The 25,143-nt window shown below is 58.1% G+C and carries 21 protein-coding genes and 5 pseudogenes; 9 read left to right on the top strand and 17 right to left on the bottom strand.

The annotated features are described in order from the left end of the window. Positions 1-231: 231 nt before the first annotated feature. A pseudogene (locus EGT36_RS31570) lies at positions 232-903 on the bottom strand (hypothetical protein); the annotation flags it as partial. A gap of 852 nt (positions 904-1,755) precedes the next feature. Continuing rightward, positions 1,756-2,862 (bottom strand): glycosyltransferase family 4 protein, encoded by a 1,107-nt coding sequence (locus tag EGT36_RS27475; protein WP_125271523.1) that lies wholly within the window; start codon positions 2,860-2,862, stop codon positions 1,756-1,758. Between the two features lie 468 nt (positions 2,863-3,330). On the opposite strand from EGT36_RS27475, the gene otsB reads away from it, so the two are divergent. Both otsB and otsA read left to right on the top strand, forming a co-directional pair. After that, positions 3,331-4,080, top strand: a complete 750-nt coding sequence (gene otsB / locus EGT36_RS27470) for a trehalose-phosphatase (protein ID WP_286084355.1) — start codon at positions 3,331-3,333, stop codon at positions 4,078-4,080. Then, positions 4,077-5,453, top strand: a complete 1,377-nt coding sequence (gene otsA / locus EGT36_RS27465; RefSeq protein ID WP_125271522.1) for an alpha,alpha-trehalose-phosphate synthase (UDP-forming) — start codon at positions 4,077-4,079, stop codon at positions 5,451-5,453. The genes otsB and otsA overlap by 4 nt, the downstream gene beginning before the upstream one ends. Here otsA and EGT36_RS31415 read toward each other — a convergent pair. Together EGT36_RS31415 and EGT36_RS27455 are read right to left on the bottom strand one after the other, a co-directional pair. Next, the gene (locus EGT36_RS31415) at positions 5,411-5,779 is read right to left on the bottom strand and encodes an iron chelate uptake ABC transporter family permease subunit (protein WP_210211242.1); all 369 of its coding nucleotides are present in this window, start codon (positions 5,777-5,779) and stop codon (positions 5,411-5,413) included. The genes otsA and EGT36_RS31415 overlap by 43 nt on opposite strands. A 193-nt stretch (positions 5,780-5,972) precedes the next feature. Then, positions 5,973-6,404: pseudogene (locus tag EGT36_RS27455) on the bottom strand (acyl-[ACP]--phospholipid O-acyltransferase); the annotation flags it as partial. Between the two features lie 199 nt (positions 6,405-6,603). Between EGT36_RS27455 and EGT36_RS31410 the strand changes: the two are divergent. From EGT36_RS31410 to EGT36_RS27430, 5 genes and pseudogenes are all read left to right on the top strand, one after another. Further along, complete coding sequence (locus EGT36_RS31410) at positions 6,604-6,990, top strand: transposase (protein ID WP_125271520.1); 387 nt, start codon at positions 6,604-6,606, stop codon at positions 6,988-6,990. After that, positions 6,987-7,151, top strand: coding sequence for an IS66 family insertion sequence element accessory protein TnpB (tnpB, locus tag EGT36_RS31565; RefSeq protein WP_125271519.1), 165 nt, complete (start codon positions 6,987-6,989; stop codon positions 7,149-7,151). Before EGT36_RS31410 ends, tnpB begins: the two co-directional genes overlap by 4 nt. A 60-nt stretch (positions 7,152-7,211) precedes the next feature. Beyond that, a pseudogene (locus tag EGT36_RS31560) lies at positions 7,212-7,331 on the top strand (hypothetical protein); the annotation flags it as partial. A gap of 74 nt (positions 7,332-7,405) precedes the next feature. Next, positions 7,406-8,479: pseudogene (tnpC, locus tag EGT36_RS27435) on the top strand (IS66 family transposase); the annotation flags it as partial. Between the two features lie 80 nt (positions 8,480-8,559). Next, positions 8,560-9,312, top strand: a complete 753-nt coding sequence (locus EGT36_RS27430; protein WP_125271518.1) for an IS6 family transposase — start codon at positions 8,560-8,562, stop codon at positions 9,310-9,312. A 172-nt stretch (positions 9,313-9,484) separates the two neighbouring features. On the opposite strand, the gene EGT36_RS27425 is transcribed toward EGT36_RS27430, so the two are convergent. The 3 genes from EGT36_RS27425 to EGT36_RS27415 all read right to left on the bottom strand — a co-directional run bounded on the left by EGT36_RS27425 (position 9,485) and on the right by EGT36_RS27415 (position 12,120). Next, positions 9,485-10,084 carry a YidB family protein gene (locus EGT36_RS27425; protein ID WP_125271517.1) on the bottom strand — a complete coding sequence of 200 codons (600 nt, stop codon included), beginning with the start codon at positions 10,082-10,084 and terminating at the stop codon, positions 9,485-9,487. A gap of 1,102 nt (positions 10,085-11,186) precedes the next feature. Next, positions 11,187-11,786: a general stress protein gene (locus EGT36_RS27420; RefSeq protein WP_125271516.1), complete on the bottom strand. Its 600-nt coding sequence runs from the start codon at positions 11,784-11,786 to the stop codon at positions 11,187-11,189. A 16-nt stretch (positions 11,787-11,802) separates the two neighbouring features. Continuing rightward, positions 11,803-12,120: a PepSY domain-containing protein gene (locus tag EGT36_RS27415; protein ID WP_125271573.1), complete on the bottom strand. Its 318-nt coding sequence runs from the start codon at positions 12,118-12,120 to the stop codon at positions 11,803-11,805. A gap of 165 nt (positions 12,121-12,285) precedes the next feature. On the opposite strand from EGT36_RS27415, the gene EGT36_RS27410 reads away from it, so the two are divergent. Further along, entirely contained in the window at positions 12,286-12,738 is a 453-nt protein-coding gene (locus EGT36_RS27410; RefSeq protein WP_125271515.1) for a hypothetical protein, read from the top strand. A gap of 335 nt (positions 12,739-13,073) precedes the next feature. Here EGT36_RS27410 and EGT36_RS27405 read toward each other — a convergent pair whose 3' ends face one another. The 7 genes and pseudogenes from EGT36_RS27405 to nirK form a co-directional block, all read right to left on the bottom strand. Continuing rightward, positions 13,074-13,652, bottom strand: coding sequence for a helix-turn-helix domain-containing protein (locus EGT36_RS27405; RefSeq protein ID WP_234797450.1), 579 nt, complete (start codon positions 13,650-13,652; stop codon positions 13,074-13,076). A 557-nt stretch (positions 13,653-14,209) separates the two neighbouring features. Further along, positions 14,210-14,848, bottom strand: a complete 639-nt coding sequence (fixJ, locus tag EGT36_RS27400) for a response regulator FixJ (RefSeq protein WP_125271513.1) — start codon at positions 14,846-14,848, stop codon at positions 14,210-14,212. Then, a complete protein-coding gene (locus tag EGT36_RS27395) occupies positions 14,835-16,214 on the bottom strand; it encodes a PAS domain-containing sensor histidine kinase (protein WP_125271512.1) in 1,380 nt (459 codons plus the stop codon). The genes fixJ and EGT36_RS27395 overlap by 14 nt, the downstream gene beginning before the upstream one ends. Before the next feature lie 658 nt (positions 16,215-16,872). Further along, positions 16,873-17,417: pseudogene (dctP, locus tag EGT36_RS27390) on the bottom strand (TRAP transporter substrate-binding protein DctP); the annotation flags it as partial. A gap of 159 nt (positions 17,418-17,576) precedes the next feature. Beyond that, positions 17,577-18,278 (bottom strand): Crp/Fnr family transcriptional regulator, encoded by a 702-nt coding sequence (locus EGT36_RS27385; protein WP_125271511.1) that lies wholly within the window; start codon positions 18,276-18,278, stop codon positions 17,577-17,579. Between the two features lie 147 nt (positions 18,279-18,425). Further along, entirely contained in the window at positions 18,426-19,343 is a 918-nt protein-coding gene (locus EGT36_RS27380) for an SUMF1/EgtB/PvdO family nonheme iron enzyme (protein ID WP_125271510.1), read from the bottom strand. Positions 19,344-19,451: 108 nt separating this feature from the next. Continuing rightward, positions 19,452-20,594, bottom strand: a complete 1,143-nt coding sequence (nirK, locus tag EGT36_RS27375; RefSeq protein WP_003585379.1) for a copper-containing nitrite reductase — start codon at positions 20,592-20,594, stop codon at positions 19,452-19,454. Between the two features lie 236 nt (positions 20,595-20,830). On the opposite strand from nirK, the gene EGT36_RS27370 reads away from it, so the two are divergent. Continuing rightward, positions 20,831-22,063 (top strand): NnrS family protein, encoded by a 1,233-nt coding sequence (locus EGT36_RS27370; RefSeq protein ID WP_125271509.1) that lies wholly within the window; start codon positions 20,831-20,833, stop codon positions 22,061-22,063. Between the two features lie 85 nt (positions 22,064-22,148). Here EGT36_RS27370 and EGT36_RS27365 read toward each other — a convergent pair whose 3' ends face one another. The 3 genes from EGT36_RS27365 to EGT36_RS27355 all read right to left on the bottom strand — a co-directional run bounded on the left by EGT36_RS27365 (position 22,149) and on the right by EGT36_RS27355 (position 25,111). Further along, a complete protein-coding gene (locus EGT36_RS27365) occupies positions 22,149-22,682 on the bottom strand; it encodes a DUF2249 domain-containing protein (protein ID WP_003585381.1) in 534 nt (177 codons plus the stop codon). A gap of 78 nt (positions 22,683-22,760) precedes the next feature. After that, on the bottom strand, positions 22,761-23,066 hold the full coding sequence (locus tag EGT36_RS27360; RefSeq protein ID WP_037093031.1) for a DUF2249 domain-containing protein: 306 nt from the start codon (positions 23,064-23,066) through the stop codon (positions 22,761-22,763). Positions 23,067-23,212: 146 nt separating this feature from the next. Further along, on the bottom strand, positions 23,213-25,111 hold the full coding sequence (locus EGT36_RS27355) for a nitric oxide reductase activation protein NorD (RefSeq protein WP_125271507.1): 1,899 nt from the start codon (positions 25,109-25,111) through the stop codon (positions 23,213-23,215). Positions 25,112-25,143 lie beyond the last annotated feature (32 nt).

Below are 25,143 nucleotides of genomic sequence, written 5' to 3'. Positions count from 1 at the left end.
GGAACGCTTCAGGGAAAGGTCGTGATCGATGTCTGCTGTTTCAGGATCTGGCGGCCGTCTGCTTTGTGGCGTTTCATGATGATCGCCGAGGGCGGACGCTCGCCGCCAATTCGTGGAAGACAGGCTGTTTTACGATTTGTTAGTCGGGGCGTTCGTCATAAGTATCGGAACTCAACTTATGTTGTGTTCGAAGGAGGATATCGACGGAACAGCGAAATCATATCTGGGTCGGACGACATTCTCGGCGCGTGCCGGAAAAGCAATCCCCGTGAATAGCGCATGACCGGCATTAGACGATCGGACGCGGCAAGAATTTTGCTGGCCCCAGAGAGCCAGGATATAGGTTTGTAGTTCTTCGTCAAAGAAAGCTTTGTCGAAGGAAATACGCAAGGTCTCGGCCATTCGGTCGGAACTCAAGGCGTTATCGTCCTTATCCAACTGGCGGGCAATGATCGCGGCCGCCCGCCAAGCGCCATATACATTGTCCCGCACCTCCGTCAGACCGATCGGTCGCGTCGCACGCCTGCGTCCTTAGGGAACACGAAGCCGTGGCTGTCCCCCAATCCTGATTGGCCTTCCCGGTGCGAACACCATATTCACCGAATACGTCACTGTCCCGGTCTCCAAACGGGGTAATCCAGTTCAGCGCAGCGGATATATGGGGCCGTAGGCCACGCAAGGTTTCGCGGTCACCTGCGCTTTGCAGGTAGGCGCCCGCCCATGACAAAAAGCGATATCGAATCAATGCTGCCGTAATAGCGACGGAAGGGAACTTCACCTAGTTCTGCCATCTCGCCGAAGCGTGTCGTGGAGGATCTTGCCTGGTTCGGCGTCGGCTTCTGTATTAAAATCAACCGCCTGCTTGGGGGCGAGAGGCTTTAGGACGCCTCGGACGATTGCGGGGTGGAGCCAAAGTGTCTCGAGGGCGGTTATCAGCGCATCGCGACCAAAGATTGTGCTGAACCTAGGGCATGCCGCCATAGGGCTATGAGACCCTTCGGGCCTGTCGGTGATGACCAAATAGAGGTCCGCCACGCTGCGGCGGACGGCTTCATAGAAAATTTCGTTGGAGGTCACCACCGAGGCGGCATAAGCCGACGAGCGTCGCAGTGCTCTACGCACCCGACGCAGTGCGGAGACAAATGCCTTTCAGGGTGGCGTCTCTCTTCACTGCTCTCGTCACAAATAATCTCGGTGAAGAGCGAAATGGCTTCACATGGCCCAGGGTACTGATAACGGGAATGATCTCGCGCAATTGACGAATGGTCGGGCTCGAAACGCCGACTCTTTGCAAGTGTTCGCTCAACGAGACCGAGGTAGGAAAAGCAGACGCGATCAGCCTCCACCTCAGGCCGGGCCGATTGCCCGCGTATGGCGCGGAGCGTGTCGCCATCAGGCTCAACGACAATGTCAGGACTGGTAAGATAGTAAATTAGCGAGGCGTTGTTGTCACGTAATGTCGAGGACCGCAGTAACGGATTGAGTCGGTTGATCGTCAGGCTGCGATAGGACAGGTGGCTCGTAACCCGATGGACATCCGCTCCGGGTTGCCTAGCCACGAAACTGCATCACCATTATTGTCAAACACTGCGAATGTGTCAATGTATTTCAGTGTTCGCGAACCGCGTTCATAGCGGATCGCGGCATCGGGAACGCCGCTCGTCGGCATGGCGTCGGAGCCGGCGTATGCCGGCCCCTTTTGTCGGTCAATGTGAACGCGGAATCCCTGGCTGAAAATCCGATATAAGACGAGGGTCAGGCTGTGTCGCCGATGGCAAAGGTCGCAGCATTTCCATTGGCAGCATGAAGCGGCATTTGTCCGACGTTGTTGTATTTGTTAACGAGTGAGCGGTAGATGTCGACATAGGCATTGGCCATCCTCCTTGCAGTGAAACGCTTGTCGAACGTGTTGCGGACAGTTTTGCGGTCGAGCTGATCGAGTTTGCCGACGGCATCCACGGCTTCATCAATATCGTTGACGATAAAGCCGGATACATTGTCGTCAATGACTTCGGGTACCGAGCCGCATTCGAACGCAATGACAGGCGTACCGCAGGCCATGGCCTCGATCATGACGAGACCGAAAGGCTCGGGCCAGTCTATCGGGAACAGAAGTGCTTGCGCATTTCCGAGAAAGTCGGCTTTCTGCGTCTCATTGATCTCGCCGATATATTCGACATTCTTGTGCTTTTCGATCATGGGCGCGATTTCGTTTTGCCAGTAGGCCTCATCGGCCTTATCAACTTTAGCAGCAATCTTCAGCTTCATGCCGGTGCGCGCGGCGATCTCGATCGCCCGGTCCGGGCGTTTCTCTGGGGAAATGCGTCCTAGGAAAGCGAGGTAGTCGCCCTCCGGCTTTTGGGTGAACGGCAAGACGTCCGAGGTCAGCCCGTGGTAGACAGTACCTGCCCAGTTGACCGGGGGCATGGGCCGGCGCTGATCGTTGGAAATCGAGACCAGCGGCACGTCCGGAAAAGAAGCGTAGAAAGGTTTGAGATCCGGCAAGTCCAGCCGTCCGTGCAGCGTGGTGACTGTCTTGCCAGCGAATGGGCTGATCAGCGGGAAATGCAGAAGATCGACATGAAAATGCAGGACGTCGAACTCGTCGGCGCGCTTGCGCACTTCTTCCAGCATCATGACGTGATAGGGGATAGGGTCTTGAACGGCGGGGTTAAGCCTTAGCGCCAAATTCGAACACCGCACGAGCTTGGCGGATGTAATGGAATCACCGCTTGCAAACAGCGTGACATCATGCCCCTGACGAACGAGTTCTTCTGTCAGATAGGAGACGATGCGCTCCGTTCCGCCATAGAGCTTTGGCGGGACTCGTTCGGCAAGGGGTGCGATTTGTGCGATTTTCATCAAAACCTCCTTAAGAAGCGAAGTTCGGACATGAACATCAAAGACCGTTTTTTGCGATCTTCGATCCGGGCACCTTAGAGGCCACCCTAAGCCATTTTCTTCGGGAGATTTTGCATGCTACCAGTAGGGCCGTTGCGCCCGCACTGTCGCACCGCCATTCAGAACATGCCAACAAGGCTCAGGCGGATACGCTCGCAAACGCTCCTTCCGATCAATGACAACAATGTTATGAGCACTTCGCAATTTGCGAAGCGGATGAAGATTTAGGGAGCGGAGGGCTCGCTTCAAGAGGGGCGGTATAATTTTTTTGCATTCTAGTAGAAGGAGTGCCAGAGCGATATTGAACGCGCCACCATGCGGCTTACATCTTTCGCGCCACAGAAGAGGACGAAAAAGATGTGCTTGACACACATGACATATCCTACGGGTGAGGTTTGCAAAAAGCGGCCCGATCCACTTGAATGGCTCATGACCTCGCCGGAGCGCTTCGCACTGTTTCTGGACATCGACGGTACGCTTCTAGATATCGCGCCGACGCCGGGGGCAGTTGCGGTACCCGGTGATCTCGGCCGCGATCTTGCTTCGCTATCCCGACATCTGGATGGATCACTTGCGCTAGTGACCGGACGTAGTATCGCGACGGTTGACGCGCTTTTTGCCCCCCAACGCTTTGCCGTTGCCGGCCTTCACGGCGCGGAGATGCGGTTCGCGGATGGAACCCGATACGGGACCGCGTCATCAGAGTCCTTCAATAAGGCAAAAGCGCTGCTCAGGTTGCGGCGGCCAGAGCCGGAAAAGGTGATTTTCGAGGATAAGGGTGCCGCTGCGGCACTCCACTATCGCCTGGCTCCCGCAGCGCAAGACGCGGTAGAAGCGTTAATGGAAGAGGCCCGGCGCGTGGCCGGTGATAATTGGGACGTCCAACGTGGCAAGATGGTGATCGAACTGCGGCCAGCAAAGGCAAATAAGGGCGATGCGCTCAAAAGTTTCATGGAAACCGCGGAGTTTTCGGGCCGACTGCCTATAGCAATTGGTGATGACCTTACGGACGAAGATATGTTCGTCGCAGCTAAACAAGGGGGGGGCGCGGCAATCCGGGTTGGCAGTGAACCAAGTATTTCGTCGGCCGATACCGTACTGCACTCTCCCGCCGACTTGCGTTCTCGTCTGGGCTCTATTGCCTGCTCGAGGCTCTGCAGTCAGGGAACTTCGAGATGAGCCGGCTTATCGTTGTCTCAAACCGGGTCCCGCTACCCGACAAGAACGGCAATCCTCCGCCAGGTGGACTTGCGATAGCGCTCCATTCAGCCCTGCAGAAACATAATGGTCTCTGGATGGGATGGTCGGGCAAACAGAGCGCGGAGACTTATCCACCCTCGCTTTCGAGACAGCGGATCAGAAACATTGAGTACGCGCTCACGGATCTGACGAAGAAAGATATAGCCGAATACTACAATGGCTTTGCCAATCGGGTTTTGTGGCCGACCTTTCATTGTCGGCTGGACCTCAGTGAATACGCCCGTAGTGAGATGTCAGGATACTATCGAGTTAACCGGCTCTTCGCGGACCTGCTTATGCCGTTGATCGAACCAGATGATATCATCTGGGTTCACGATTATCACCTAATTCCGCTGGCGGAAGAATTGCGCATACGCGGTTGCGCCAACAGGATCGGCTTTTTTCTTCATATTCCCTGGCCTCCGGCGGACATCCTGTTTGCCATGCCCGTCTACGACGTGATCCTGCGGGGGCTCTCGTCTTATGATCTGGTAGGCTTTCACACCCGATACGATCTCGACAATTTCGCCGAATGCCTGCGTCGAGAGGGGGCTGGAGAGCTATTAGGCAACGATCTTTGCCGCGCATATGGCAGAGTGTTCCGCTGCGGTGCCTTTCCCATCGGCATTGATACAGCGGAATTCGAGCGCGTGGCAGGCGACGCGACGAACGATCCTCTGGTTGCGCGCACAAAGGCAAGCCTTGGTGGCAGCGATCTCGTGATCGGCGTCGATCGGCTGGATTATTCCAAAGGGATCACTCAGCGTATCGACGCATTTCATCGTTTTCTGCAGATGAATACCATGCGCATGGGGCGCACAACTCTGTTGCAGGTCACGCCAACATCACGTTCGAACGTGCCCGAATATGCGGCCATGAAAAAAGCGGTCGCCGAATTGGCTGGCCGAGTGAACGGAGAACTCGGCATGGTCGATTGGTCACCGGTGCGCTATATAAACCAGTCTCTCGGTCGCCAATCCCTGGCCGGGCTCTATCGCATTGCGAAGGTCGGGTTGGTGACGCCGTTGCGCGACGGCATGAACCTGGTAGCAAAGGAATATGTTGCGGCGCAGAGACCGGAAGACCCGGGCGTTTTGATCCTTTCGCGCTTTGCCGGCGCCGCTCGTGAACTCGACAGCGCGTTGTTGGTCAATCCATTTGATCTCGATTCCATGGCCTCGGCGCTTGAAGTTGCGCTCTCGATGCCACGCGAAGCTCGCGTGGAACGCTGGAAGGCGATGATAGAGAAATTGCGAACCAACGACATCTTTCACTGGTGTCGGAGCTTTCTCGACACCTTGATGCGCGATTGACATGGGTGGACTTCTTTCGAGAGACTATTGGAGATCGGAATGATATAAAATTCCGCCAATGATAGGCGAGACGCATATTCTACGTAGTCCAACATTCCGATGCCGATATAGCAATGACAAGCAGTGCCCAGCCGGTAGCCACCCGTAACCCCCTGCTTGACGGACAGAAGGTAGACGAGGGTTGCACTCACCAGCCCACCAAGAACTGCTGACAATTCCACCGCAAGCGGTCCGCCGCCAAGAATCACGATCTGTGCCAATGCGCCCGTCGCCGCACCGGTGGTAAAACCAATAACGTCGGGAGAGCCAAGCGGATGGCGCGACACTCACTGGAACACGGCGCCTGAGACACCTAGTGAGGCTCCCGCGAAGACGGCAACGAGACCGCCGCAATAACGTCAATGAAAGGTATCTGAAAACGGCCAAGCGTCATGGCAAAGAGTGCCGCGAGTACGGTGGCTGTTGCAAGCAGAAGAGAGATGGCGACCGGAAGCATCTCTACGGCGAACGACACGCGCCTTCCTCGGTCAGTGCCAGAGCGAGCGGACCGTCGAGGAAGGAGACGTGGTTGAGCGCGTGGATCGGGGCGCGTCCGGCTTTCCGGATATTTTCCAGCCCGTCGACCTCCAGCCGCAGGAAGGCGCGGAACAGGATCGACACGAAGTCACGGAAGGCATTGGTCGGAAGATTGCGGAACATGAGCCACGCGGCGACCGCATTCAGAACGGCAAGTGCGAACAGGAGCGTCGGAATGGTGATGCCGAGCGACTGAAGCAGTGCAACCGTTGCTCCCCCGACCGTCATGAAACCGGCCTGCACGACGTTGGCTGCACCGGTGACACGGGCGCGGCGATCTTCATGTGCCCAGGCCTGAAGCGCGGTGAAAGAGGGCACCACGAGAAACGCGCCGGCAATCGCCATATCAGCAAGGTCAATTGCGATGCGGACAGTGTCTGGATGGGACAAAAAGACAGTGCCCACCTCCAATGACCGCATGGCAGCGCATCCATGCCGCCAACGCGGAACCGATAAACATAGAAATGTCGAAGATACCCAGATAAAGTAAGCGGCAAGCAAACCCCATCTGGCAGGGATAATGACCATCAGGCTATGGCTTCAGGCATGTGATATTCTCTGATTGTGAGGATCTATGTCTACGCCTGCGGCTAGCCCTAGAATGATCCATATGATTGAAGCCGTAACGGATCGACTTGAGGGGGCTCCCCGGCAGTTGCGCCGTTTTTGGTCCGACGAGTTCAAGCTTGAGGCCGTTGAGGAGGCATGCCGACCTGGAGTGAACATCTCGGCGATCGCACGACGGATCGGCATAACTCCCTCGCAGCTCTATAGGTGGCGGCGAGAACTTGTGACCGAGAGCGCCCCGGAGCCATCGGAGTTGGCAGAAAGCCAGATGGGATCTGTAATCGCGGCCAACTCGGCCATCGAGATCATTATCGGCGACGTCGTTGTCCGGGCGGGCGTGGATGCCGATGAAGCACACCTCCGTCGTGTAATCAAAGCGGTGCGGTCGGCATGATCCCGTCGAACGTAAAAGTCTTTCTTGCGAGCCATCCGATCGACTTCCGTAAGGGGCCAGACAGCCTGCTGTCGTTGGTGCGCGATGCTGACAGTGATCCGTTCAACGGAGCTCTCTATGTCTTCCGGGCGAAACGAGCAGACCGGATCAAGATCGTATAGTGGGATGGCTCCGGTGTTTGTCTTTACGCCAAGCGGCTTGAGAAAGCGCAGTTCTGCTGGCCGCGCATCGGACACAGCCGGGTCCAGCTCAATCATGCCCAGCTCTTGGCCTTGGTCGACGGAATGGACTGGAAGCGGGTTCGCTTCACGCCTGTCAAGCCGCCCGAGTTTGTTGGGTAAAACCACTGCGGCGAAATGAATCAGGGGCCTGAAACTGCGGGCGGGTCACGGCGAAATATGCTCTGATCAGGTCCATGACGCGACCCGAGATTGAGCTTCCGGATGATTTTGAGGCCCTCAAGGCCATGGTCCTCGCGATGGCCGAAAAGGCATCGCGCGTCGAAGCTTTGGAGAAACAGGTCGATGACCTCGAGGCCCGGAATGCTGATGCCGATGAGCGCATCGAGCGGCTGACCCAGATCCTCAAAGCCTTTGATCGGGCTCACTTCGGCCGGCGCTCCGAAAAACTAGTAGCAGCCGCCGTCGATGATGAGCAGCATGCCTTTGTCTTCGAGGAGATCGAGACCGGCATTGCGGCGATAAAAGCCCAGGTCACGAAAGGTGGCGCGAACCCGGATGGCAAACGCGCACCGCGTCCACGCAAGGGCTTCGCGCCGCATCTTGAACGCATCGAGGTGGTGATCGAACGGGAAGAGTTGCCGGAACACGCAGGTAAGCAGAAGATCCTGATCGGAGAAGACGTCTCCGAACGACTGGACGTTGTTGCGGCCAAGTTCCGTGCCATCGTCACGCGTCGTCCCAAATACGCTTTTAAGAATGAGGATGGCGTCATCCAGGCCGCGGCCCCGCCACACATCGTCGAAAGTGGCATTCCAACAGAAGCGCTCCTGGCCCAGATCGCAGTCTCCAAATATGCCGATGGCCTCCCCCTCTATCGCCAGGAAGCGATCTACGCGCGTGACAAGGTCGAACTCGACCGCAAGGTCATGGCCCAATGGATGGGCAAGCTGGGGTTCGAGCTCGACATCCTCGCTGATTATATTCTGAACGAGATCAAGAAGGCCGAACGGATTTTTGCCGACGAAACGACCTTGCCGACGCTTGCGCCCGGATCCGGGTCTGCAAAGACGGCTTGGCTATGGGCATATGCCAGGGATGACCGGCCATTCGGAGGCAACGGTCCACCGATGGTGGCCTATCGCTTCGAGGACAGCCGAGCGACCGAATGCGTTGCAAGGCATCTCAGCGGCTATCGCGGGATCCTGCAGGTCGACGGATATGGTGCCTACAACAAACTCGTCCGCAAAGATGGAGGCAATGACGGCGTTGTCCTGGCTGGCTGCTGGTCGCATAGCCGCCGGAAGTGGGCTTGTCGCAAATTTTCTTGGTTAATTCGCTGTTGACCACGACGGGGGAAATTCCGCTCCTCGTGTAGCGGAGCGTAGCCATGATTCTGAACGCCATTGCCGAAAAGTTGAAGCGCCAGTCTAAGGATGATTTCAAAGGGCGACATTTCGAGGCATGGCTCATCGTTCAGGCGGTGACATGGTATCTGCGGTACCCGCTCAGCTACAGAGATCTCGAGGAGATGTTCCGCGAGCGCGGCTTCGAGGTCGACCATAGTACAATCAACCGCTGGGTTCTCGCCTATGCGCCGCTGATCGAGAAGCGGCTCCGTCAGTTTCGTCGGCCTCATTGCGGCTCAATTCGGATCGACGAGACTTACGTCAATATCCGTGGCAAATGGCGTTATCTGTACCGGGCGATCGACAAGAACGGAAATCCGGTCGATTTTCTGTTGACTGCAAGGCGCGATCTTGATGCCGCAAAGCGCTTCTTCCGCAAAATGCTCAAGGATGAGCCCTTGCTCTCGCCGGAAAAGATCGGCACGGATGGTGCCAATACGTTCCCATCCGCGATCAAGACATCGGTTGACAACGGACTGCTGCATCCCGATCCTGTGCACTATGTCACCAAGCATCTGCAGCAAGGCATCGAGAGCGACCACTTCCGTGTGAAGAAGAACATGCCAAAGATCGGCGGCTTCCAATCTTTCAAAACGGCGCGCCGCACAATCGCCGGCTTCGAAGCCATGCTCTGGCTCAGGAAGGGCTTCGGCTTCTCTGGCGGCTGGACCGTCAACGTTCAGAACGATCTGCTTGCGCACCTCTTCGGACTTCAAAAGGTTAACAAAGCATAAAAATGCGGCCGATAACGGGGTGGCTTTGACCTTCTCGAAAATTTGCGACAAGCCCGTTTACTGTCGCGATGAGAACCGCGGCGTTTTGACCGATGTTTCCTGATCAGCGCAAATGAGGCCTGCCGCCTCCATTTTCCTGTTGCTCCAGAGAGTAAAAAACATCCGCAACATCTTATATGCCGACCTCACGCGGCGAGCATTTTCTTAACAGATCAAGCAGCACAAAGCGTGTCAGCGCTATCCGGCAAGGATTTATATCAGGTCTTCGGAACCTGCTGGTCGGATGGAATGGTCCATCTGGCGTCAGTTCATCGACAGCCTGCGGTAAATCCTTGCTAAGACGCGCCAGTATCTCTTCACGTGACAGACGTGTCTTCGCGGCCAATTCATCGAGAACCTCCGGCCCGATCGCCTCTGAGAGTTCGTCGGCATTGATGTCGTCGTTTGCCCCCGGCTTGATCCAGGACTCCGCCTTCTGCCCGAAGCCGTTTTGTTGGAACGTCTTGAGAAGGTCACTCAGACCACCGCTTAAAGTCCCTCCTGAGGTGAGCCCGTCAAAAATAGATCCGATGCCGCCCGGCTCCCTGCCGCCACCGAGCTTGCTGGGTAGGTCGCCACCGCTTGCCTGGGTGGAGGACGCTTCTTCATCCCGGTTAGCTCCTAAGGTCTGCTGCGTGTTCAACCCCCGCAGAAAATCCGCGATTTTCTCCCTGTTCTGATAGCCTGCTACCGCAAGTACACCCAGCAATGCTTTCAGTTGGCCGCTCACCATGATTTTTCTCCTTGTTTTCCTGGGCCCCGAGAAAACATGGCGACGTGGCCCTCTCGCAATAACAAAACGATTCGTCGGCAATGAGGTTCCATGAGGTCAATGGATGGAGACTGGCAGCCGCTTCTTCTGATAAACGCGCTAATGAACGGGCTGGGAGGGAGAGAAACGGATGTCCGATAGCGGCGCCATGCGGGTGCGCCCCTGAGAGCAAGCTACCTTCCGCTCATGTCGTTCACTTCGTTCGGCGAGGTCGAGACGCCATAGGATTTGCGCCCAACTTGGATCGTCCGGCAATGACGGCAGTCCTGCACCATGCCTGGTCGAGCGGAGGCTTTCGGGATCTTAAATGCAGGCGCGGGGAAATTTTTCATCATCGACAGGAGAGCGGCAGCGCGAAAATTGGTAGCGTTTCAGGCTGCGGCTGGCCTGGTCCGATTTTGAGGATGTGCCCGCATTTTGCGCGTCATGATGAACCCATTTGAAGAACGCGTAGACGGGATAAAAATGACAATCAGGGTGAGGATTGAGTCGAGCATCTGCATTCGACCTTCGCGAGACGGCAATGTCGCGATCGCAGTTAGAGCTTATAAGCTGTGCCAGGGGCGAGCGTTATTTTGCTGTCCCAACTCGCGATCCAATTTGTCTCTGCTGCAATCACTGCGATCAGCATGGCCGCGAATATTGTAGACAAGGTGACGATCAGCAAAAGTAAAATCTTTCGGAAAATGCGAGTGTCTCCGACGGGAACGCGCGGACGCTATACAAGCCGCGCCATATTATAATTGACGGCAATGGTTAAAACTTGGTTTGCAATATTCCCTGCGTGGACGGACGGTGCCGAAACGGGGCCCGCACGGAGTTGCAAGGTTTTGCATGCCGATCGATTTCAGGCTTCAAACGGCTGACGAAGGGGCGAGGGGCTCTTACGGCCGGCTGGCTGTCCCGCTTACGAATTCTGCATACTAATTTGAGCGGGTGGAATGAAATCTATGTCGCAGACCGTTAAATTAATCGCGGCAATTGTCTTACAAACGAAATCTTTATCAAAGGCGGTATCGGGCGTCACTGAAGGGGCGCCACCGTGGCGCCCCTCCTGAAACTCTCACATACCATTGCGGCGATAGCGAAGCCGTTCCTGCTCGATCTGGTTGGCCTCGTAGGGCGAGAGCGTTTCGTCGAAATGCGTCCATCCTTGCTTTTCGTAGGCGGCGCGACGTTCTGTCGGATCGACCCAATTCGAGCGTTTGAGAATGGCTTCAGCCTCCGGCGCCAAGGCGCCATCCACTTTTGCGGTGACGAGGGTGCCACCCCGGCGGACGCCTTCGGCGTAGAAGTGGGCATCTCGTTCCGGGACGCCGGAGCTCGTCAGTGCGCCAATAATCCCACCAGCGGCCCCACCTGCAACCGCACCGGCTGCCGCGCCAGCTGCAGTCGCAGCAAGCCAGCCGGCTGCAACGACCGGACCGACGCCCGGAATGGCCATCAAGCCAAGGCCGGTGAGCAGGCCGCCCGCGCCGCCGACGACCGCACCGATCCCCGCGCCAGTTCCGGCCCCTTCTGCGGCATTCGACTCTTCGTGCCGCCGATCGGCGTTATTGGAAACGATACTGATATCGCTGGATGGTACGCCCAGAGCTTCGAGTTCACTGACGGCGGAACTTGCGTCTGCGTAATCGTCAAAAAGTCCGGTAACAGTTCTCATAACATCCTCCTAGGGGTTACTTGGCAACAATATTGCCCTGATAATCGAGAGCGATCGAAACAGTTTTGCCGTCCTTCATGCCGGTAGCATTCCAAACGCCCCTGTCGTCTTTCTTGAGATCCTTCAACCCCGTATAACCCGCTTTTTCGATCCGATCCTTTGCCTGGTCCTCAGTAAAACTGTTGGCGCCCTCTACCGGGGCCGTCGGGTTTTTCGTGTCGGGGGTCGCAATCGCCGGCGTGTTTCCGTCGCTGTTGGCCGCGGGCGCACCTTGAGCATGTGCTGTAAGGGCCGAGGCACAAATGAGGGCGGCTGTGAGAATAGTGTTTTTCATGGTTTTCTCCCTAGCTCGGATCTGCGTAGTTTGATCCACGTGATTAACCCTTTGATGTTCTTTTGGTTCCAGCATCGGAGGCAAAGTGCTCAACAAGCATGGCGGCGCGTCGGGCATACGAGCGACCATGCAAGGGTCTGGACAGTGGCGTAGGCGAACGGCCGAATGAACCTTCCGGAGCTTTTTCATTTTGGCACGTGGATAGCGCAGAATATCGGCGATTTTCGTCTCATCGCGGGCAAACCATGCGTTAGGCACAGAGCCGCGTTCCTGTTTGTTCGTCAGATCCCGTTCGGCAGAGCTGATAACCGGACCACGAAAAGCACGGACACCTGGTTCTTCCAAAACCACGACGGAAAGACAGGCACTGCTGGTGCGACCAACGGCGATGTCTCAGGGCCGCCGCCATCTGCGGCGACAAAAGAGCAGAAGGCCGGTTCGCAAGTGAACGTCAATGTCACGACCGGGCAGCGCACCGAAATCCGAAATGTCATTATCGAAAACAAGGTTGAACCCGTCCGCCCGATATTCAGCATTTCCGTTGGAACCGCGGTTCCAGAACCGTTAGGTTCACAGGCTCCCAGCGCGCGTGATCCAGATCGTTCCGCAGTACCGTGATTACGAATATATCGTTCTTGCTGACGAACGGATCATCGTCATCGATCCTGCGACCTACGAGATCGTCTACGTTCTCACGATCTGACGACCGTCGTTGCCATTTGTCCTGTTGGTTGCACCGTGCAGTGCCGTTTCGCGCGCCGATGACAGCCACCGATCTTACAGGGTTCAATGACCCCAGCCTCGAATAACCGCGTCCGCGGTGTCCGGCCAGGGCGCCATACAGCTCCTGCACCACCTGACAACACCAAGGAGAAGAAGGCGGAGGGTGCCAGACTGAGGTCGGGTGATGGCAGGTCCTGCATGCACTCCCCCTCACTCGGGCCGGGAGCGGATTACTCGCTGATCGCCTGGAGTTTGTCGCGTCTGACTATTTCGATACAGCGGGCGTTCTTCAGGCGAACAATACCCTTCTCGCGAAGCCTGGACATGCTCCGCGATACCGTCTCAACCGTCATCCCGAGATAATCGCCGATATCCGTTCGCGTCATCGGCAGATCGATAATTCCTACATCGCCTTGTCGACGATCAAGGTCAACAAGGAATACCGCAAGTTTCTCGAGGGCGCTTTGGCGGCCAACCACGAGCAGATGCTCCTGAGCCCGAATCATGCTTCGCAAGGCGAGCGCCATCAGTTCGCCGCGGTGAATTTCGTTTCCTTCTGCCTCGATCGACGTCAATCCGGTTGGCACGATCGCCTCGGCGTAGAAGCTTCGACACCCCCACGCCTCAAAACCGAATGTTTCCCCTTGCACATGGAACGCGACAACCTGCCTACGGCCGTCCGTAAGCAGACGGTAGATGCGCACAGCCCCGGACTCGATCCTGTACAGAGATCCAGACTTTTCGCCCTGCGCATAAATCTCACTACCGGAAGCATGGAAAGTGACAGGGCGCGGGCGGACAACCGCCATTGGTAGACCGGGTGACGGAGACGAACCAAGGGAGGAATAACTGGCGGAAGCCGTAGCGAGCATGTGAGCTGACCCTCAATTGGAATGCCCCGACTATGCCGCAGAGCGACGCCTGCCAAAATTCGTTCGTTCCACTAAGGGTTTTTACCTAGCCGCATCAGCGCACTCACGATATCCGTGCCCGTTAGCGGCTTGTGAAGGATTTGTATGCTTGGCCTCTCGTTGCTGAACGTCTCGTCTTCTGCAAGAAAAAGGACAGGCGTCTTTACGGGGAGGGTTGCGAGACATGCTTCCCTCTCGCATTCTGGAAGGGAGCCGTCGAGAATAACACAAATCGCTCCACCGACCGATTCTCCGGCATGCTTCCAGGACCGGAATGACGCGACGTCATATCCGTACGCGCGCAGGGCGAACGCCAAGCCGCGCGACAGTGCGGGGTCCGTCACAATCGAAGTTATATGTCGTGTAGTCGGCAAATTTGACACCGGGAACATTGCAATAACGCGACAAGCAGGGCCAGTTGAACAGCCTCTTTACCTTGCGCGCCTTGTTCTGAATCAATTTCCGTCGGAGTTTCCAAAGTCCGCGATTTCAATCGAAAGTGACATGCGAACCAGCTCGGGAAGGCTTCTAGCTTTCATTTTTCCCATGACGTTAGCTCTGTGGACCTCCACGGTTCGCGGGCTTATGTCGAGATTGAAGGCTATGGATTTATTCGGGTGCCCCGCCACCACCGCCGCAAGAACCTGCCGCTCGCGTTCGCTCAGCGTCTCGAGTCTTTTGCGTACTTCTTCTGCCGATTCCGTTTCGGGAACACGGGGATCCAGACGGGTAGCCGCACGGTGGATCGCGTCGATGATGACCGTATCGGCAAATGGCTTTTCAATGAAGTCAACGGCTCCGGCCTTCATTGCCTCCACCGCCATAGGCACATCGCCATGGCCGGTAATCACTATCGACGGTATACGCACCCCCTCTGAGCGGATCCGTCGGATCAGCTCAACACCACTTATGTCCGGCATGCGCAAATCAGTAACCAGCACAGCGCGGTGAAGTCTTGGTGCAAGCGATGCGAAGGCGGTAGCCGTATCATGCACTCTCACGCCAAGACCGCTCATGCTGAGCATAAAGGCGAGCGATTTCCTGACAGCTTCCTCGTCATCAACGACGTGCACAGTGAAATCATCGTTCGCCATTTTCTTCCCCATCATAGGCTGGCAGTGTGAATGTAAATCTTGCTCCTCCGAGCTCGCTACGTGACACGGTTATCTCTCCGCCGTGAGCCTCGATGATACGCTTCGATATGGACAGCCCGATTCCCATTCCGCCAGCCTTAGTCGTGACAAAAGGCCTGAACAACTGGTCGGAAATCTCATTGGGAATGCCAGCGCCCGAATCTTCGACTATCACTGCGGCTTTGCCGCTTTCAGCAGCCTTGATGCTCACCCGAAGGTCTTTCTTTAGGGACTCGCCCATCGCCTCGACTGCATTGCGCATCAAGTTCGTGAGTACCTGCTGTATCTGAATTCGGTCGACCATGACCATATCGTCGCTAGCAGCAAAGTCAAAGACGGATCGCACACCTTTTTCTCTTGAACCCATCAGCGCCAGTGCACCCGCCTCCTCAACCAGATGCCGGAGTTTGTGAGGCAGCTTCTCAGTCTCACCCTTGGTAACGAATTCTCGGAGATGGCGAATGATTTGACCTGCCCTGACACTTTGTTCACCTGCTTCCCTCAGGGCTTCGTGCAATTGCCTGTCCCTTTCGCTTTCGGAGCCCTGTAGCAAGCGTGCGCAACCATGAACATAGTTGGCAATCGCCGAAAGCGGCTGGTTCAGCTCGTGGGCCAAGGTAGATGCCATCTCTCCCATTTCGTTCAGCCGTGCCAATCTTGCCAGTTCAGTCTGAATCTCCTGTAGGCGGGCTGCTGATTCCTCTCTTTCGGTAAGATCTCTCACGAAACCGGTGAAAAACCGTTTGCCCCCCCGATGTGTTTCTCCAACCGCGAGCTTCATGGGAAATGTCGATCCGTCCTTGCGCTGGCCCACCACGACCCTATCGGTTCCGATAATGCGTTTTTCGCCGGTCGCGAGATAGCGCTGGAGGTAGCCGTCGTGCTCGTGCCGATAAGGTTGTGGCATCAGCATTCGAAGATTTTGTCCAATTGCTTCGTCCTCAGAGTACCCGAACTGCCTGACGGCGGCTGCATTGAAAGAGACAATCGTGCCATCCTGCTGGCTGACGATCGTGGCGTCGAGCACAGTATCGAGAATAGACCTTAGGTGTGCCTCGCGCGTGTTCAGCGCTTCTTCTGAAGCCTTATATTGATGCCTCAGGCGTTTGAGCGACCCGCCGAGGTACGCAATTGCAATGCCGACCGCTCCGAAAACCAACAACTCGGGGACTTGGGCGCCGCCGGGGGTAAGCGATCTCAGATAGCTTGCCGAGCAAAACGCCAGGAAAAATGCGAGCAGTCCAAGCCGCAAACCTCCGGTTATTGCGGCCAGGAGAATTGGGGGAACAAACAGTATGGAGATAGCAGGGGCGTCGAGTAGATCCATGAAAAACACTCAAAATAAACAGAACGAAAACGGATGAAGCTGCGATAGAATTCCCCTGCGTTTGTTGCAAAGCGAGCGCAACCCGCCATTGGATCTTTTCCGGTCCCTGATCGGCATCATTCTTTTCGCGTCCGCCATCGAGGTGCCCATCCTGTCGCTAACCATATGTCACATTGGCATAGCGCGCTGGCCGGCGGCGGGCAATTGCTTCATGTGTCGGGAGATCACGCCAAATTTACGGACCACAGACGGCCGTAGAAAGTGATATACCATTCAGCGGCGACGGGACGAACTACCAGAGCTTGCCATGCCTGGATAAGTCTGCGCTGGCTTTGCGCACGAGGTTGCGATGAGGACGGCACATTCATGCGTGACGGACACGTCGCGATCAACATGTCGGCGGCGCGAATCTTGAACATGCAGACTGACGTCTCGACTTTGATGTTATTGCCACCCAGCCCAAGGCCTTCGATCAGGCCAGGCCGATCCACATGGTTGCGCACATCAGGGTGACTAGGGTGTCGGCGAGTCACACGCTGCTCGAGTCCCGGCAAGCTGAAGATTCAAAATTGTTTCGAGATTCTTCGGTCGACGTAAGGAGCCGGCAGACGATATCCTTTTCCACGGTGTCCGGCGGGGAGATACCCGCCGGACACCTAACGGCGTCAACGACGTCAGCACCGATTTCAGCCTTGTGCTTTTCGTAAACGACCATCGACTTTTCGCGAATACGCGCCTGCTCTTCAGCAGACAGCGTGTTCACCTCGAGGCCGGCAGCCTTGATCTTTTCCAGGGACTTCTGGTCAGTTCGCGGATGACCTTGCGCTCTTCGTCACGGCCGACAACTGCGCATTCGCGCAGGGCTGCCTGTTCTTCCGGCGTGTAGCTGTCGAAGATCGGCTTGGAGAAGAGGAAGAGGAACGGCGTGTAGGCGTGGTTCGTCTCCGTGAAGTACTTCTGTACTTCGTAGAACTTGGAGGTGTCGATCGTCACATAGGGGTTTTCCTGCGCGTCGATCGCGTTGGTCTCGAGCGCCGAGAAGACTTCGCCGAAAGCCATCGGCGTAGCGTTTGCACCGAGGTTCTGGAAGGTGTCGAGGAAGATGTTGTTCTGCATTACGCGGACCTTGAGGCCCGAGAAATCTTCCCACTTGTTGACGGCATGCTTGGAGTTCGACAGGTTGCGGAAGCCGTTTTCCCAGAAATACGCGGGTGACATGGGGCATGGTTCGCTCCCTTCAGTTCTACCGCTTTTATAAAAATCATATGTCCCGCGACTTAAACTAGCAACCTCCCTGTAACCGACAGAGCGTAAGAAACGCGCAAGAGCAGGCTGCCGCAATGAGCGAGGCCAGCGCTCGCCCTAGACTTGACTGATATCGCCGTCCGCCAGTTGAGCAAGGCCCGGGAGATCGCATACGAGAAGTTTCTGCCGGCCGCCCTGTACCAGGCCCTTGCTCTCCCAGCTGGACAGGATGCGAGAAACGGTGTGGAGCGTGGTGCCGGTCATTTCCGCTATATCCTGCCGCGAGATCGGGAAGTCAATTCGAATACCGTCCAACTCCTTGCGCCCTGCCTGTTGCGAAAGGCGCAGTACGGCGTGCGCCACCCGACGCTCTACCTCTTGCGTCGACATTTCGCGGATGCGCGTATGCGCTTCCTCAAGACGTTGGCCAATGGTCTGCATGGCGGAGACGGCAAGGTGCGGGTTCTGCTCGACGAAGTGCGGCCAGAGGTCTGTCTGCCAGGAAAGGATCACGCTTTCGGCGGCCGTGGTCGCGGTGCCGGGATAATCGGACCGCTGCAGCGCCCGGGCGAAACCGAAGAGATCACCGGGATGCACCACACGAACGATGATCTGCTGGCCATCGTGCGTGACCTGCGTCACCTTCAGGCGGCCATGAATGAGCAGGAAGAAATGCTTGGCTGGCTGGCCCTGCTCGAAGATGGCTTCGCCCGGCGGCACCAGCCGAGATGTGGCGTGCTTCAGCAGTCCGTCCAGCTCATCGTCGGCCATCCTGGCGAACAAGGCCAGCGACCGGATGACGCTTCGGTCAATCTTCACTTGCACCCTCTCCGGTTAACTGGCACCGCGCGCTCCCCGCCAGGAGAAACATGATGCGAGCATTCTGTATTTTCACGACACAGCTCTACCGATCGGGCGAAGAAGAACAAATGATATAAATCAACTGGATGTTTTAAGTGACGACTATCACGTAGCCAGACCGGCTGCCCGGAGCTTTTCGACAAGCGGAGCATACCAGCGCGTATCCTTCACCAGCCGGAAGCCGAGATTGTCAGGCGGTACTCCGACAGCGCAGCCTCCGCTCTTCGGGTTTTTGACGAAGGCGCTCATGGCCGCCCGGTGTTTTCCCGACGCGACCGGGATACCGCAGGAGGCAACGCTATCGATCGCCTCACCATCCTTGCCGAGCGTCACGCGGTGGCTGCAGCTCGATGTCCATTCCCAGACATTGCCCCCGAAATCGGCAAGGCCATATTCGTTTTCGCCAAAGCTGCCATAGGATTGCGGCATCGGGTTGCCCGAGGCTTTACGCCTGGTCTGCCGCTCGTAATCGGCCAGCCAACGCAAGGCCGGGTTTTCGCTGTCCGCGTCGACACCCAGCGTCTCATCCGGGAAATGCGACCCGGCGGCGAAAGCCAGTTCAGCGTCGCTCGGCAGGCGCCAGACCTCGCCTGTCCGCTCACTCAGCCACGTCGCATAAGCGCGGGCGTCATCCTGACTGATACCGGTTGCCGGTATCTCGCCGCCGATCGGTGCGGCAAAGCCGGGTTCCGGCTGCTGACAGCCGCCTTCCGCTACGCAGCGCGCATAATCGCCGCTCGATACCTGATATTTCATGATCGTGAGACTTTGCCGCATCGCCACGTCGACCATCGGGCCATCGACGGCATAACCATTGCGGAAATATTCGCCCTCCGCCCGGTAGGTGAAATGTCCTGCGGGCACTGTAACGACCTGTGGAGCCATCATGGCCGCACGGTCATCAATGCCGCTGCGGATGATCCCCGACTGGAAACCGATGGCCGTTGCCAGCAGCGTTGCAATCGAGAGCGGGAGAAGAAGCGAGACGGCGTTTGGGAAGTGGCTGTTGCCGGGAATGCCCATGGGAACCTGCCTGCGTCGAGAAGACGCCAAAGTTCGGGCCTGCTTTCAGGCCGTATAGCAGAAGGGGAGCGCGCCGCGACCGCTGGCGGCGGCGCGCTTCCGCTTGTGTCAGATGCTCGACGGGGCGAGCACCGCCTGCATCAGGCTGTTATTCCACTCGCCCGTCACCTTGAAATGGGCGGCCGCGCCCAATTCGAAGGCTTCGATAAGGTTGTGATTGACATAGGCGTAGATGCCGGGCTGCTCGAAGGTATAGAAGGCCGCGCCCGCCGTGCCGCCGGGGATGAACCATGTTTCCTGGTCGAGATCCGGCGGGTTGCGGAATTTACCCGTTGCCCAGACATAATCGCCATGGCCGCCGATAAGGTGCGGGCGGGTATCACGGTTCGCCTGCGAATGCACGATCAGCACCTTTTCACCCACGGCGGCCTGAAGGGCGTGTTCTCCCGTTAGCGCGCCGACTGCACCGTTGAAGACGATGTGACTCGGTGTCAGCTTGCGCATCACCTCCAGCGTGTCGGCCATGGCGTCGCCGGCGCTTTCATATTTTTTGAAATTGCCGTTCTCGTCGCGCGGGATGTAGAAGTCCTGCTCGCCGACATAATAGATCTTGTCATAAACAAGCTCCTTGCCGTGGCCATCCGTCAGGCCCTCACGCGGCAGTACCATGATCGCGCCATTCATGCCCGAGGTGACGTGCCACGGCACCATGCCGGGAGGTGCGCAGTGATAGACGAAGACGCCGGCCTTGGTGGCCTTGAAGCGCAGGATCGCCTTTTCACCGGGGTTGACGATGGTGAGCCCGCCGCCGCCGAGCGCGCCGGTGGCCGAGTGGAAATCGATGTTGTGCTGTAGCTCATTGGTATCGGGGTTGATGAGGGTCAGTTCGACATAGTCGTCCTGGTGCACCACCATCAGAGGCCCCGGAACCGAACCGTTGAAGGTCATGGCGTGGACCTCGGTGCCCTTGTCGTCGAGGATCATCTTCTGCTCTTTGATCGTGAGCGTGAACTCGACGATCTTCGGCCCGCCTTCGGCTTTCTGCGTGTGAGCATGCACGAAGGGCGGCTTGACGAGATCAACTTTTACGCGAGGTAGTACTCCAATCTCCGCCTTCGTCAATGGCTTGGCCGCAGCCTTTTTTTCCTCTGCCGCGCTCGCTGTCGATGGCATGATGACGGGAGCCAAAGCCCCTGCAAATGCCGCGCCTGCGAGAATATTACGCCGTGTGATGTGGAAGGTTTCCGTCATCATATTTCTCCTGTCCCTCTTGGGGCAGAGCATGCTTTGCTCTGTCACAGCATTTGTAGTGGAGGTACGGAAATACAATTTGAGATGGAGCAAACTGCACGTCGCGCCACCTGCGACATTTTGGCAGGCGGTTACGGCTTCATGCGGACGGGTAGCACCTCCTCTTTGCCTGTTCGCAAAGAAGCGAGACGGGATTGCGTCTAGACATATGTCAAGACCAAATGAGGAGCATTACAATGAGTGGCAGCCAAACCGTTCCCACCCAGGGGCGCAGCCGGCCAAAAGGCGGCATTCCAAGGGGGCTGGCACGCAGCGGCCCGGTTATCTTTTCTTACGGTTTCCGTCCGTTTTTCCTCGGCGGCGCCCTCTGGGCCATCGTGGCGATGGCGTTGTGGATCGCAGCCCTTTCGGGCTTCATCGACCTCGGCGGGGATTACGGCGCACCGAACTGGCATGCCCATGAGATGCTGTTCGGTTTCGCTTCGGCGGTGCTGTCCGGCTTTCTACTGACGGCTGTGCCGAACTGGACGGGGCGGCTGCCGGTGTCGGGCAAACCCTTGGTGTGGCTGTTTGCGCTCTGGTGCGCCGGCCGGCTTTTCCTGCTTGTGCCGGACACGGTGGGCGTGGTCACCGCCGCAGCCGTGGACGGGCTTTTCCTGCCGGCACTTCTCACGATCTGCGCGCGCGAGGTCATTGCCGGGCGCAAATGGAAAGACCTGAAGGTGCTGGGCGGGCTGCTGGCGCTTTCGGTCGCTAACATCGTATTCCATGTGGCGGCGATCGAAGGCGACCTCAGCCAGATGGCGACCCGCCTCGCGGTCTCGGCCTACACCGTGCTTGTCATCATCGTCGGCGGCCGGATCGTGCCGAGTTTTACCCGCAACTGGCTGAACCGGTTTGGCCGCACGGATTTTCCAGTCCCCTATAACGGTTTCGACACCGCAGCCATCCTGACCAGTGTCGCGGCGCTGGCCGTCTGGACAATAGAGCCCGAGAGCATCGTGGCCGTCCCAACGGCGCTTCTGGCGGCTTTCATGCACGCCGTGCGTCTGGTCCGCTGGCGCGGCTGGACGACCTGGCCGGAGCAGGTGCTGGTGGTGCTGCATGCGGCCTATGCCTTCATTCCCGCCGGTTTCATCACCATAGCGCTGGCGGCGCTTGACGTCATGGACACGCGTTCCGTCCTGCATGTCTTCACCGTCGGCGTCATCGGCTGTATGATGGTTGCTGTCATGACGAGAGCGAGCCTTGGCCATACCGGGCGCAAGCTCGCGGCCAGCAGGGTCACCATCGCCGCGTACGTGGCGCTGATCGCCTGCGCGCTGTTGAGACCGGCAGCCGAGTTCTTCCCCGGCGCGATGATGCATCTCTACGCCTGCTCGGCGCTCCTCTGGATCGTGGGTTTCGGTCTGTTCTGCTTCGAGTACGGGCCAATCCTGATGCGCGAGCGCAAACCGCTCAAAGCCTAGAAGGCCTCCTTGCCATACCGCCAAAACAAAACGCCCCGGAAGCAATTTCAGGGGCGTTTTGTTTTCCGGGAGTTTGACTTCTGGTTCAATGCGCGCCGGCACCGGCGCGGATGAAAATGCGAAACGCCGTACGCGCCTCGTCGAAATTTCCGGCCCATTGATGACCCCGGGCCAGAAGCTCCGGGTAGAGGAAGGTCGGTTCCTGCGGCATCAGCAAGAAGATCACGGAACCTAGGGGAAGACGGTCAAGTGTGGCAAGCGTACGGGCCGTTTGACCCCCGGTCGCCTCATCGCGCAGATCGAGATAGACGACCGGGTCGGGCCATATCTGCGGCTCCTCCGCGTTGCCCGCAAGTGCGGGCGACACGGAAATCTGCTCGGCTTCACTGGATCGCGGCGTGAACAGCACCTCCCAGTCGCCGCCGCCAATTTCCCGGACCTGATGGTCGAAACCGCGTTCGGCCATCACCTTGAACAGTGGACTGGGCCGGAAGGTGGCGTATAATCGCAGCGCCTCACCGGGCGCAAGCCCTGCCACGGCTTCCATGATGGCCGGAAAAGGCTCGCCGCCGCTCAGCAAAAGCGGCCGGACATCGAGTTCCCTGATCATTTCCGTCATTGCATCACCTCATCTGTCGGCTGGCGGCGGCAGGGGCCGTCCGCCAGAGGAATTTTCACCATGCCGCAGGCGCTGGGCTCAATGTTCGGATCCGCAGCAGCATTCGCAGCCGGAGATATCGTCTTCCGAACCTTCGGCCTGTTCTTCCAGGCGGCCGATATCGAGGCGCCAGACGTCCGGACCCTGTTCGAGATATTCCCAGCCGAACTGGCCAGGGAAATTGGTGGCCAGCTGGTAAAGCAGCGGACGGGGATCGTGATCGCTGGTGATCTGTAGCGATTGCCCCTCGGTCAACGCGCCGAGCGCACCGAAAATGCGCGGATGGCGTTCGCGATGCGGAATGATGCGCACATCGATATTGGTTGCGGTTTGGGCTTCGGACATAGGCTGGCTCCATGGCCGCGGATGGAATGATGCCCGGCGGTGCGGCCGGCCGGCGGACTGGAAAAACCTATCCGCCCGGCGGTCGGGAGACATTGTCGCCGCGCAAATAAACCTGAGATTCGTCAGGTCCGTCTGCGTGACATGCGTCAGCCGGCAAGGCTGCGATAGATTGCCGGCAGCGCAGATGGCAGCTTGGCGATCCTGTTGACGATGGCATAACCGTTCTGGCCGAACATGGCCGGAATATAGGATTGCGCCTTGCTGTCGACGGTCACGCCGAAGACGCTGACGCCCGAGCGCCGCGCCTCGGAAACCGCACGGCGGCTGTCCTCGATGGCGAAGCGGCCCTCATAGTGATCGACATCGTTCGGCTTCCCGTCCGTCAGCAGCAGAAGCAGCTTGCGCCGTTCCGGTCTGCCATGCAGCTTGGCGCTGGCGTGGCGGATGGCAGGGCCGATGCGGGTGTAGAAACCGGGCTTCAGCGCCGCGATGCGACGCTCGATAGTGTGGCCCATTGGCTCATCGAAATCTTTCACCGTTTCCACCCGCACCCAGGAACGGCGGCGGGAGGTGAAGGTCAGGATGGAGTGACTGTCACCGCAGGCGGAAAGCCCGTGCGCAAGCACCAGCAGGGCTTCCTTCTCCACATCGAGCACCCGGCGATTGTCGAACCAGGCATCGGTGGACAAGGACACATCGACGAGGATCGTTACGGCGAGATCATGCGCCTGCGGGCGACTGGCCATATGAATGCGGTCGCTGCCCTGTCCTCCGGAGGCGATATCACTTCTGGCGCGCACCACGGCGTCAAGATCGAGATCGTTGCCGTCAAGCTGGGCGCGCAGCATCTCGTGGCGCGGTCTCAGCACCTCGAATTGCCGCCTGACCCGGCGGATGAGGCTTTTGGTGTCCGGGTCGGGTTCCGGTGCCGTCTCCGCGTCTTTCGCCGGACCGGCGATGACCCGGCAATGATCGGCGAGATAGCTGCTGCTGCGATAATCCCATTCGGGATAGGTCAGTTCCGCCGTCAGCGCGGTATGGTTCAGTGCTTCGGGCGGCAGGTCCAGATCGAAGCGGAAGCGGGCGGAAGGCCGCCCTTTTCTTTCTCCCAGCGTCATGTCGTCGAGCTCGTCGGCCGCACTGTCGTCGGCATCGTCGCTATCGTCACCGGAACGATCGACATTGACCATCTCCGCCATGGCGAGGATTTTTTCGAAACGGTTGAGGATGAAGGGGCTGCGTTCCGTCTGCCGGTTCTCCGCCTTTTCACGCACGGCGATATGACGGGCCGCTTCCGCCCCCTGTGGTGCTGCGCTCGCCGCCGGCTGGTCTTCGCTTTGCCTGGCCTCGGATGTTTCGCGCAGCAGCGTGTCCGGCCACAGCGGAACAGGCAGCATCGGCAGATAACGCGGCGGCGCTTTGGCTAGAAGACCGACGGGCGGCGGATAGCCTTCGATCCCTGCCGCATCGGCCAGCATGGAAAGCACCCGCTGTTCCACCTGCTGTTCCGCCTGCGGCAGCGGCCGCTTCTGCCGCACCGCGAGCATGGCGGCGCAAAGCCGGCGATAACGGGTCTTCATGCCGGGAAAAGCATGGGTTACGGTCTCTGCCAGTTCCGTGGCGCGGTCGAGCCGGGCAAGATCGTTGCGCAACGGGTCGGCGGCCATGACTGGTTCAAGCGGCATCATCGCCATGGCGGCGGCGAGCCAGAAATAAAGATCGCGATTGAGGTGGCGGTCGGGAAATAGATCGAGGAATGGCGGCAGCATCAGCGTGGCATGATCGCGTCCGGGCTGGGCAAGCTTTTCTTCGCCAAGGCCCATGCGCTGGCGAAGCCTCAGCCGGTGTGTGGAGGTGCGGGCGCGCGCCGGGGCGATCTGCACCGCGTGTTCACCGCCAAAACCGCGGAAACATATGGCCAGCACGGCCTGCATGTCTTCCAGCCTGACGGCGTGATCGGGAAAGCGCAGCCATGTGCCGGTTTCGCCGATCAGCCTGTGCCAGGCGCGGCCGACGGTTTCTTCCAGTTCCAGAAAGTCCAGCATGGTTTATCCTCATGGCATCGAGCCGGAATGCG

The sequence above is a fragment of the Agrobacterium sp. FDAARGOS_525 genome (genome assembly GCF_003938925.1).
GTDB lineage: Bacteria > Pseudomonadota > Alphaproteobacteria > Rhizobiales > Rhizobiaceae > Agrobacterium > Agrobacterium pusense.
The sequence above is the reverse complement of the archived record's forward strand: the minus strand, read 5'-3'. Positions and strand labels throughout refer to the sequence as shown.